The 10,346-nt window shown below is 66.2% G+C and carries 8 protein-coding genes; 4 read left to right on the top strand and 4 right to left on the bottom strand.

The annotated features are described in order from the left end of the window. Nucleotides 1-224: 224 nt before the first annotated feature. Nucleotides 225-1,580: a hypothetical protein gene (locus U5M74_RS13560; protein ID WP_410909466.1), complete on the bottom strand. Its 1,356-nt coding sequence runs from the start codon at nt 1,578-1,580 to the stop codon at nt 225-227. A gap of 273 nt (nt 1,581-1,853) precedes the next feature. Here U5M74_RS13560 and U5M74_RS13555 point away from each other — a divergent pair, with 273 nt between their 5' ends. After that, nucleotides 1,854-3,266, top strand: a complete 1,413-nt coding sequence (locus U5M74_RS13555) for a HEPN domain-containing protein (protein WP_410909465.1) — start codon at nt 1,854-1,856, stop codon at nt 3,264-3,266. A 146-nt stretch (nt 3,267-3,412) separates the two neighbouring features. Here U5M74_RS13555 and U5M74_RS13550 read toward each other — a convergent pair whose 3' ends face one another. Next, nucleotides 3,413-4,651 (bottom strand): hypothetical protein, encoded by a 1,239-nt coding sequence (locus tag U5M74_RS13550; RefSeq protein ID WP_410909464.1) that lies wholly within the window; start codon nt 4,649-4,651, stop codon nt 3,413-3,415. 197 nt (nt 4,652-4,848) lie between these two features. On the opposite strand from U5M74_RS13550, the gene U5M74_RS13545 reads away from it, so the two are divergent. Continuing rightward, the gene (locus U5M74_RS13545) at nt 4,849-6,540 is read left to right on the top strand and encodes an NERD domain-containing protein (RefSeq protein ID WP_410909463.1); all 1,692 of its coding nucleotides are present in this window, start codon (nt 4,849-4,851) and stop codon (nt 6,538-6,540) included. A gap of 256 nt (nt 6,541-6,796) precedes the next feature. Here U5M74_RS13545 and U5M74_RS13540 read toward each other — a convergent pair whose 3' ends face one another. Then, the gene (locus U5M74_RS13540; protein WP_410909462.1) at nt 6,797-7,846 is read right to left on the bottom strand and encodes a hypothetical protein; all 1,050 of its coding nucleotides are present in this window, start codon (nt 7,844-7,846) and stop codon (nt 6,797-6,799) included. A 54-nt stretch (nt 7,847-7,900) separates the two neighbouring features. Beyond that, nucleotides 7,901-8,287, bottom strand: a complete 387-nt coding sequence (locus U5M74_RS13535) for a hypothetical protein (RefSeq protein WP_410909461.1) — start codon at nt 8,285-8,287, stop codon at nt 7,901-7,903. A 137-nt stretch (nt 8,288-8,424) separates the two neighbouring features. Here U5M74_RS13535 and U5M74_RS13530 point away from each other — a divergent pair, with 137 nt between their 5' ends. Both U5M74_RS13530 and U5M74_RS13525 read left to right on the top strand, forming a co-directional pair. Next, nucleotides 8,425-9,303, top strand: coding sequence for a protein NO VEIN domain-containing protein (locus tag U5M74_RS13530; RefSeq protein ID WP_410909460.1), 879 nt, complete (start codon nt 8,425-8,427; stop codon nt 9,301-9,303). Further along, nucleotides 9,300-10,043, top strand: coding sequence for a hypothetical protein (locus U5M74_RS13525; RefSeq protein WP_410909459.1), 744 nt, complete (start codon nt 9,300-9,302; stop codon nt 10,041-10,043). Before U5M74_RS13530 ends, U5M74_RS13525 begins: the two co-directional genes overlap by 4 nt. The last annotated feature ends 303 nt before the right edge of the window (nt 10,044-10,346 follow it).

Raw genomic sequence — 10,346 nt, 5'->3', positions numbered from 1 at the left:
AGTCGCGGTGAGTCGTTCCGTCGGTACGAAATCACCATGGCAGCGACACCCACGCGCTCTGAGATCGCCCTCGGCTAGCGACGTGTGAGCACGAGGGGTGTGCAGCGCCGAACGATGGCGACGGTGCCCTAGGCACGCCTCGCATGCCCGACTCGTGCGGCTTTTCGTCCTACGGAGTGCCCAGGGTGAAGAGCTTGCGCACCTTGCCACCGCTTACTCCGGCCTCACCGTTTCCGAGAGACGCGCTGACCCTTGCGGGCCCGTGAGTGGTACAGGGCGCGCAGGTCTTCGAGGAACCGAGTCCGCAGTGCGATGAGATCTGTGGCCTCCGGGGCACTGCTGTCGTGCGCTGTCGCAGGCTGAACCGGTGTGCCATTGAGCTGTGCGGGTGCGGCGTGCATCTGTAGCGGTGCCCACTTGATCTGTGCCGCTTTAGAGAGGGCGGAGCTGACCATCGCCGGTAGCCGAGTACGCGAAACTGGATGCTGAACTGACCGCCACCACCTGAAGTCGCCGAGCTGCCGGATGGCCGTGTCGGTGCGCTGAGCGAGCTGTTCAATCGTTGCCGCCTGCTGATCGATGAAGTGCTCAAGGTCAAGCCGGTGTGGTTCGAGGCTCGGGTCCTCGAGGACGGCCATCCGCCAGATGGTGAGCATGGAGTACTGGACCCATGACTTCGAGGATCTTGCGAGCGCTCTGTGCGCCGCAACTACAGCTGCGGTCCGCTTCTCGATCTGCATCTCGCGGTGCTTGAGGCTTCGCGAGCTTGCGAGCCTTTCAAGTTGTGAGACCGCCTTCGCGAGCTCGTCGTTGTCCTTATAGAAGTGGGCGAGGATTTCCAGACCAGCTGACTCGACGCGGCCCCAGTTGGTAACCGACAGCGTCTCGGCGAGTCCCGCGGTGCGGTAAGTCTGAGCCAGTAGGGCCTCGGCCGCGCGCGCCTTGGCATCCCACTGCGTCAGTAATTCGCAGTGCACATCGGCAATCTGCTCTGAAAGCGCGGTGAGTTGCTTCTCGACCCGCTCAAGCTGCGCTTGTACAGCCATCGCGGCCACCGCGTTCGTCACAGACGACGCCGCAACGAGTCCCTTGACGCTCCTCAGCCGAGCGATGTGATCGAAGTGGCCCTTAGCACCACGTACGACGGCGAGGACCTCGCCTGTGCCGTCCTTCGCCGCGCGTGCCGCCCGAACGGCCGCGGCCATCTTCGCGTCGACCTGCACAATGCTGCCCACCATCTGCTGGTACGCCACGACGCCATCCATCACCGCCTTCGCCCGAGTGGCTTGAGCAGCGAGCTGGGCGGGTGAGCTGGTAACTGGCACGCCGATCTCGCGTACGTTCGCCGGGTCGCCGAAGGCGAAGACCTCGTTCTCGACAGTGCTTGGCAGGATCAGGACTTCATCATCTATGACGGGCTCAAGGGCACCGTCGTCCAATGCACGCTTCGGGTTGACGACAGGCGCCAACGTAGTGGGCGCAGGCGCAGAGCGACGGCGTGGACCAAGAGTGATCGCAGCGGCGACTGCGAGGCATGCAAGAACCACGACACCGGAAACCACGACAACCTCGTTTGGCATGCGCGCAGTCTGGCAGCACGCAACGACAGCCGGCCGCTTTGGGCGAGGCGCAAGGTCCGCTCGTGCAGGAGCGTTTGGACGCTGGCGCGCCGAGTGGTCCCGTCGGAGGGTGAGTAGCCCTCAACAATCAGGTGCGGTGCGCCCTGATGGGCGAGTTGCGGCGTGGCACCCCTCGTGTGCTCTCAACCCGCGCCTCGCCATCCGACCGCAAAGGTGGCACTACGTGGTAGATGCGGGCTACGGTCGGCGAATCTATCAAGGACTGTCCGTACCGTGAGGACCACGTTGACCCGCGCACCCGAAGAACTTCACGGGCGGTTCTGGTTGCCCGGTACACCAGACCGCGCAGCAACTGGCTCCCTCAGCGTCCAGCCCGGCTCGTTCCGGCTCTCCCTCGTCGACCCGATCGCCGATGCTGCACATCTAACAAGTCAGACTCTTGACGGCGTCACCACAACGATTATCAAGAGAGACGCTGGCATGATCGCCGCTGACCATGCCCCTCGGGTCATCTGGGCTGAACTCGATGACGGTACCGCCCTCACCTTGCTCGACGCGCAGATGAGCACTTGGATCGGGCGCCGCGTAGCTCAGAAATTTGATGGCTACCGATACGTAATTGGTGCCCACATCCCTGGGAAACAGGCTCCTGTGGCGGGCGTTCGCGTGTCCCTTGACCTCCCAGGAGCAGAGGCGGGCTGGCTGGATGATGGACCTTCGTCAGTGGCTGGTTCTTCCACGGCGGGCGAGCTCACCGCGTGGAATGACGCCGGCGCGCCAGGTTTCTGCTTCACGCCAGATGAACCGGTCGGATTGGTAGAAGCGATTCAAGGCGTGGTCGAATCCCTTGCCCAGCTGGTGAACCTATGGACCGCGGCGAGCGTGAACCAGGTCAATATCGAAATAAGGCTTAAAGACGGAAGCGATTGGTGCGCGTTCGGTGCACCAAGCCCCACTAAGAAGCCATGGCACACAACGAATCTCCTCAACCCGCTGACTCTTCGAATTTCTGACGCCGCCTCGTGGCTCGAATCGTCCGAGGGCCTGGGGCCCCTCCCGTTCATCGCCACTGCCGCAATGGAAGTATTGCAGGTCAGTGCGCTGGTGTTGGCCACCGCACTCGAGGGCGCGCACAGGCGTCTTTACCGAGAATCTCGTCCATTCGCGCCCCTGTCAAAGACCCAAATGCGCAGGGTGCGCGACAGCGCACGAAGGGCCGCGATCTCGGAATTGGCGAGTGCAAATTGGTCAGACCTGGACGGCGCGAGGAGCAGGATCGCCGGTGTCCTCAATCACTTGGATCAGATGAACTACAAGGAGAGGGTGACCGAGCTGATCGCGCCCGTCCTTAGGGTTGCGCCAGGGCTCGTAGGGCCAGATCCAGAGGCGTGGGTTGAGACCATGAAGCGGGTCCGGAACGATCAAAGCCACCAACTTGAGGCCGTAAATACGTTCTTCGATAACGAAATCGCCGAATACTACATCTTATCCGTGTCGGGAAGATGGGTGCTCCACCTCGCGCTGTTGCTGAGGGTTGCGGACCCGCAGGACGTATCTCAGTCGCTCGCAGCTTCGCAGACGTTCCAGTTCGCTTTGGCGAATATGGATGCTGAGCACTACTGGGGCTCGTGGTCGGCTCTTGAGACCTTCCGCGCTTCCACATCGTCGAGCGACGTGCAGGTCTAAGGACACGTCGCAAGTTCGGCGGAAAAAGAAGATTGCTCGCAGCCGCCTACCTCATAGCGATTTGCGGTGGCGCGCAGGAGGCATGAAAGCGAGTCGCGTTGGCTCGGCATCTCGGTCAGTGCGTCCCAGCATCCCAGGGCTCGTGCTCACCGCAGGAAGATGTGTTCCTCGTGCCATTCAAAGTACTTCGCGCTGACGTCGTATTTCGCTACGGTGCGCCCTTCGAGGTTGCCGATGTGCTGCCCGAGCGAACTACTGCGGTCGACCTTCGTCGTGCCGACGACCGTTCCGTCGCGCACGGCGACGTAGCCGTCCTCGAAGAGCGCATCGCAGCCGAAGATGCACGCCAGCATTGCGATCGCCAGAAGGTCACGCGCTTCTCCGTCGGTTGCTGCCGAGCGTCGTTTGATGTGGGACGCCCACAGGAAACGGGCCGGAAGTGTATCTCCGCAAAGAGCGCAAGGCGCTTCGCTACGTCCATGAAGGAGCTGCTCGCGCAGCTTCCGCTGCTCGCGCCGCTGCCGTATGGAGACTGGACGGTCAAGATCGCCTTGGAACGGTCCAGGGGAAGGAAGGTCTGCGACCCAATCGTCGGCGTGTTCCTGGTCGACGACGATGCGAGGGGGCGAAGTGGCATCAATTCGAGCATCGGGCAGCTGGAGGAGGACCGCGCCGATGAATGCGCTCCGGTAGCCGATGTTCTCGGGGCTGGCGACGATGAAGCCGCGCCGGTTCAGCAGGTGCATCGCTCGTGCCACATCTGCGATCGGGACCGGTGAGCCTTCTGGGGAGCGCGTGGTCGCAACGATCACGTGCGGCGGGTCGATCCGCAAAATCGTGTTGTTCGCTCCTGACGTCGTCGTTAGCTCGACTCCGGTGAGGCTACGAAGCAGGTGTGTCGTGTAGTCGTCGACTGGCTGGGATGGGGCCGGCACCTGGGCGATTGCCTCCGCGAGCCGCTGATCTGCCTCTGACCCCGTGAAGCCGGGAACGTCAACGGTTAGCCGAATGCGCTTGGTGGGGTTTCCTGCGCCGCGCGCACCTGGCGCGCGACCGAGGCGCGCGGCGCGTCGTGTGAGCGCTCCGCGCAGTTCTTGGAGATTTGCAACCAAGTCAAGTCGGACGAGTTCGGGGAGGATCCGGCGTTCTTCCCTCGGCAACGCCTTGGTGCTCAGTGAATCGACGACCGCATCAGTAAGTGTCGTCTTCAGGGAGGCGAGGCGTTTGAGCAGCACGTCAAGTGTGTCGAGATAGTCAGGGTTGCGAAGCACTCCGCGAGCGTCTGCCCCACCACGACTTTCCAAGACGACGGTGAGCGAGCCCTCAACTGTCTCGACGGAGAAGGTGGCGTCGAGCTTCCTGCCGTCATCATCGTAGGCGTGCATCGCTTAGTACTCCGTAGAGGGGAACCACGCCGCGAAAGTACCCCAGATGAAGCCATGCAAGGGGTGGCGCAGGCGGCGCGCCGCGATGGTTTAACCACAAGGGAGCCGAGCAAGACATGCGCGGCGGCGGGGTGAAGTGCCGAGCTTCCCGCCGGACGAAGCGCCCGACCGGTGTTGGCCGTGGTATCGATTACGCCGTGCCGCATCTCATTCCCTCCGAGCCGCTCTGGCCAGACGATTCCGGGGCTGAGCGCGCGGTCTGGCAAGCCCTCGTCGAGCAGCTGCCCGACGAGGCGGTGCTGTTCCACGGCCTACGGCTCCAGGACGGGCCGTACGAGCACGAGATCGACCTGCTCGTGGCGTGGCCCGGGTTCGGCATGGCGGCGATCGAGGTCAAGGGCGGGCACGTCACGCACGACGGCGACGGCTGGCATCAGGCGAGCCGGGAGGGGAGCCGTCACCGCATCGACCCGGTGCGGCAGGTGCAGGGCGCCCGGCATGCACTGCAGAACCTGCTCCGCGAGCGCGGCCTGGCGGCAGGCTACGCGCGTGCTGCGCACCTGGTCGCACTCCCGTTCCAGTACCTGCCGCCCGAGTGGGACGCCCTCGACCTCCCACGTCCGATGGCGGTGGACCGCGCGGACCTGGAACGTACGTACGGGGTCGCCGAGCGGGTGCGAAGCGCGATCGCGCAGTTCGGTGACGGCCTCTCGCCGCTGGAGGACGGCGGACTGGCCGCGCTGACCGACTTGGTCGAGGCGCGGCTGATGCCCGCGGTCGACGCCGTCGCAGCAGCGGCGGCTCATGAGGTCCGGCTTGAACAGCTGACCCAGGACCAGAGATCCATCCTCGACCTGCTGCGCCACCAGCGGCGGGTGCGGATCGTGGGCGCGGCAGGCTCGGGGAAGACCTGGCTGGCGCTCGAGCAGGCCCGACGTCGGGCACGCGCCGGCGATCGCGTCGGGCTGCTGTGCTATTCGCGCGGTCTTGGGCATTACCTCCAGCGCGTGGTCAGCGGCTGGCCGCCGAAGGACCGGCCCGCATATGTCGGGCTGTTCCATGACCTTGCTGTCGCCTGGGGCGCGCCCGAGCCGCCTGCCGGCGCAACCATGGAGGCCAGGTCCGCGTACTACGAGACGGACCTGCCCGAGGCGCTCGGACATCTCGGTGAGCAGCGTCCGCCCGCCGACCTGTTCGACTCCGTCGTCGTCGACGAGGCACAGGACTTCGGCGAGGTGTGGTGGCCGGCCCTGACAAGGTGCCTGCGCGACCCCGACGACGGCGGCCTGTTCGTTTTCATGGACGACGACCAGGCGCTGTTCCCGCGCGACGGGCGCCCGCCGATCGCGCTGCCCCCGTTCGTGCTCGAAGAGAACCTGCGCTCGACGAGGCAGATCGCCCAGACCTTCGGTGCGCTCACCGCGACACGTGTACAGCCGCGAGGGCTCGACGGGGCACCCGTCCGCGTCGTCGACGTCCCGCACACCGACGCGGTGGACGCGGCGGACGACGCCGTCGTCGCGCTGCTCGAGGAGGGCTGGGACCCTGGCCACGTCGCGCTGCTGACCACGGGCAGCCGGCACCCGGAGCAGCGCAACACCATCGAGGTCGCCGGGTACGACGAATACTGGTCGGACTTCTTCGCCGCCACCGACGTCTTCTACGGGCACGTCCTGAACTTCAAGGGCCTCGAGCGGTCGGTCGTGGTGCTCACGATCAACGGCTTCCAGAACACCGAACGGGCGCGCTCGATGCTCTACACCGGGATGTCCAGGGCCAAGTCCCTGCTGGTCGTCGTCGGCCCGCGAGCCGAGATCGAGCGGATCGGCGGGGAGGGCGTGCGCCGCCGCCTGAAGAAGGCAGAACCTTGGAACGCTTCGCTCTCCTGAAGCCGCACGACGAAGGCCCTCCTGGAAGCCATCACCGGGACGTTGGGCTGTCGCCGACCTGAATCCCTTGGACGGGGTCAGGTTCCGAGGCTAGCGGTGCGCGCACAGATACTCAGGTAAGCGCCGAGCATGCTTTGGATCTACTCGCTGGTGGGGCGAGGGCACTTACCCGTGGACGGCCAGAAGTAGTCACCGACGATGAGCTCGGCGCAAGCGACGCGCGAGAGCACGTCGCGCGTCGCTTGCACCGAGGTCATCAGACGTGGGAACGGGTGGTGGCCATGCCGAGTGGGCCTGCCGCAGGCTGCGCATCGCGGGTGTAGCAGTAGAAGCCGGTCACGGGGGCGCCGTCGGGGGAGAAGGTGACCTTGTTGAGCTGCCCGTGGCTGTTCGCGATGACCTGCAGAGGGATGTTCCCAAGCGCGGCGGCGTCGACGAACGCCTGGATCGCCGCTCGGGAGGTGTCGGCGTTGATGTACACGGGGACACCGTTGAGGGTGGCGAACAGAGCCGCTTTCCGACCGTACGTGCCGGTGTCAGCCACGGTCGGAGCGTCAGTAGCGAGTACCGACTGCAGGTGAAGGATGAGTTCCTCCGCATTGAACGGGTTCTGCTTGGTCCCGTCACCAGCGGACCGGCGCTTCGTCGTCGGACCTCCGGCTGCGGCGCGCTCAGCGGCGGAGTACACGGCGTGGGTGTCGCGTGCCGCGGCCGGGGCGACGCCGGCGATGACAGCGTTGCGGACGTCACGCAGCGCGCGGGAGGTGGCGGCGTAGGCGGTGCCGACGTTGGCGGCCTCGTAGGTCAGGGACCGGTCGGCGGCGACGCCGAGAGAGGCTCCGACCTCGATAGCGTCCTGGTTGGCTCCCATGTACAGGAACGTCCACCCGAACGTCTCCTCGCGCTCGGTCACGAGAGCCTTGATCGCGGCGTGCGTGTACTCCTTGGAGGCGTTCTCGAGGCCGTCGGTCATGATGCCCACGATGACGTTCGCGGGCCGCTGCTCCTCGGGGAGCTGAGCGATCCGCACCGCGGTGGTCTGCACGAGGCGTCCGATGGAATCGAGCAGGGCGGTCGCGCCGCGCGGCTGCAAGTTCAGCGGCGGGACGGCGGCCACGTCGAGATCCGCGTAGACCTCCTCGTAGCGGTCGTCGAACTGGGCGAGGGTCACCGTGCAGCGGCCGGGGGTCTGGCGCTGCTCGGCGAGGAAGAGTTCGAAGCCCTGCTCGGTGGCTTCCTTGATGGACTGCATCGAGCCCGAGCGGTCGAGCAGCATCGCCAGGTGCGTGAACGTCTGGTCAGCCATGGGTAGGTCCTTTCGTCGGGGTGCGGGCATGCGAGGAGCGTTGCGGGTGCGAGATCAGGAACGGCGGGCGCGGAACCGCAGAGGTTCCACCGACGGCCGTGCCGCCGGGGGTGGCGTGCCTCGCTCGCGGTCGTAGCGGGCTCGGGCCACGCCCTCGGCGCTGACGCGCCCCTCGCGGTTGGCGTAGGCACCCAGCGCCTCTGTGCGGGCGAGGCGCGGAGGGACGGTGTTCGGCGCGACGCCGGCCTCGTCGGCCACAGATCGCATCGAAGCGCCCGCCAGTAGCGCCTCGGCCATCGCCTCATCGAGGGCTGCGTCGAGCAGGCCGCGCGCTCGGGACAGCGGTCCTACGGCCTCGCCCGGCGCGGCGCGCGACGCCTCCTCGAGCGCCGCGCGGGCGGCGTCGAGGTGAGGTCGCTCGGTGCGTCGTCGGTTCGTCATGTTGCAACCCTACGTGCAGTAACTGCACATGTGCAACACATGGCGAGGTGCATTTGCTGTTTCACCCGCTGCCAAGCGTTCTCGGCCTGCGGCGATGGGTAGATTCGAGCCGCCCACCAGCCGCGAGGAAGGCCGACATGCCCGCAACGTTGCTCACTTGGAACCCTGCCGTCTGGCGGTTCGAGGAAGGTGAGTGGGCGCGCGACCTCGACTCGATCGAGCACCTGGGCGCCGCTACGGGCAGGTGGTCGGTGGGCCGGGTCAAGAACATCCCGGTAGGCAGGCGTGTCTTCCTACTCCGCCAGGGCACCGGGCCACGCGGCATCGTGGGCTCGGGGTACACGACGAGCGAGCCGCTCCCCGACGTTCACCACAGCCAGTCGGGCGCGTTGCTCAACTATGTCGACGTCGAATGGGACGCGCTGGTGATCGACCCCGACGACCCGCTGCCGACCGAGGACCTCCTTGAGCTCGTGCCCGAGGTGCCGTGGAACAACATCCTGGGCAGCGGCACGTCCGTGCGCGACGAGGAGGCCGTGCGCACCATCGAGGGGTTGTGGGCCGATCGACTCGGCGTGCCCCCAAATCCGGGGCCGACGCCGGGCGGCCAGGGACACCTCTCGGACGCCGAGCTGCGCAAGGCGATCGAGGACCATGCCCAGGGCCTGCTCACCGCGCGCTTCGAGGCAGACGGTTGGGACGTCGAGGACACCCGCGTCGGCAACCCGTACGACGCGGTCGCGACCCGCGACGGTCGGGTGGCCTACCTGGAGGCCAAGGGCACGGTGGGGTCCGGGGAGAACGTGTTCGTGACCGCGGGGGAGGTGGCCTGGGCACGCGAGCACCCAGGTGCGTGCTTCATCGGCGTCGTCGCGCACGTCGAGGTCAAGGACGGTGCAGTCGTCGACGGATCCGGTGAGCTCACCGTGCTGCCGTGGAAGCCGCACGAGGCAGACCTGCAGCCCGTCCAGTACCGCTGGACCACGGGCATCCAAGCACCCCGAGTGTCCAGGTGAACGACGACCTCGTGACCCTGTATCACGGGACCACTCGCGCAGCGGCAGAGAAGATCTTGGTAGAAGGCTTCGTCGCGCCGAGGATCGGCTCGACGGTCGAGGAGCTGGCTCGAATCCATGAGGTCGCGCCCGACGCGCTGTGGGCCGACCTGAAGGAGCGCGCGGCGTTCGTCAGCATCGAGCACGGCAGGGGAAGCCGGGTTTCCTTCACGCCGCAACGCTCGGTCGCCGAGTCCGACTGGGCGCAGCGGGCCCCGGAGTACCGAAGGGACGTGCTGTGGTCGGTGTGGCGTCTGCGGTATGCCGAACAACGCAAGCCCGACTACTGGCATCAGGACGTCGCAGGCCACGCATGGGTGGTTGAGCAGCTCCACTCGTCGGACCCGGTGCTGATCACGATGACGCTCGCTCGCGACGAACTGTTCGCGCTGGATGCACATGTCGGCGGCTTCCGGCACAGCGTGCTCACGCCCAAGGGCATGTCGCTTTTCAACATTTTCCCGGAGATTGCCTTCCCCCTGCCGTTCGAGCCGCCGGTTCCGCTCGAGGTGACGCCGATCCAACGACGAATTGGATGGGACGTCTTCGCTCACTGGCTCGGCCTCAGCCGCGAAGAGTTCATCGCCGAGCATGAGAGCGGAGCGTTCGGGCCGGCTGGGGTGGGCGACTTCGAGGTCTCTCCGTGGTGGCCCCTCTCGGCCGTCGACGAGGTGTTGACAGCGCGCGACCTCGGCGTTTGACCCACACGGTCTCAGGATCACCCGTAGCCGAGACTGTCGACTCGTGGCAACATCCGACTCGTGGCACCATCCCGCGCTGAGACGACAACGCCGCGAGGGTTTCGCCGATGCTCGATAGCCTGGAAGACGCGGCAACGATCGGGGCTCCTCGGAACGTTGCACTGGCACGTGGATGGCACGAGCTGTAGCCACGGATGCTGAAGGTGGCGGAATTCCAATCATTCTGAGACTCGTGGCCATCTGATCAACCTCTAGTTGCTCGCACTGCCGGCACCCACGGCGAGCCTGTCCGGCGTCCGGGGC

This window comes from Puerhibacterium sp. TATVAM-FAB25 (assembly GCF_046535855.1).
GTDB classification, from domain to species: Bacteria; Actinomycetota; Actinomycetes; order Actinomycetales; family Cellulomonadaceae; genus Puerhibacterium; species Puerhibacterium variabilis_A.
This window is presented reverse-complemented; position numbering and strand designations above follow the sequence as displayed.

Coding starts and splice junctions, on each gene's coding strand:
- U5M74_RS13550 (WP_410909464.1), bottom strand. CDS start 4,651: ATGCACGCCTACGATGATGACGGCAGGAAGCTCGACGCCACCTTCTCC.
- U5M74_RS13530 (WP_410909460.1), top strand. CDS start 8,425: ATGCCCGCAACGTTGCTCACTTGGAACCCTGCCGTCTGGCGGTTCGAG.
- U5M74_RS13540 (WP_410909462.1), bottom strand. CDS start 7,846: ATGGCTGACCAGACGTTCACGCACCTGGCGATGCTGCTCGACCGCTCG.
- U5M74_RS13560 (WP_410909466.1), bottom strand. CDS start 1,580: ATGCCAAACGAGGTTGTCGTGGTTTCCGGTGTCGTGGTTCTTGCATGC.
- U5M74_RS13535 (WP_410909461.1), bottom strand. CDS start 8,287: ATGACGAACCGACGACGCACCGAGCGACCTCACCTCGACGCCGCCCGC.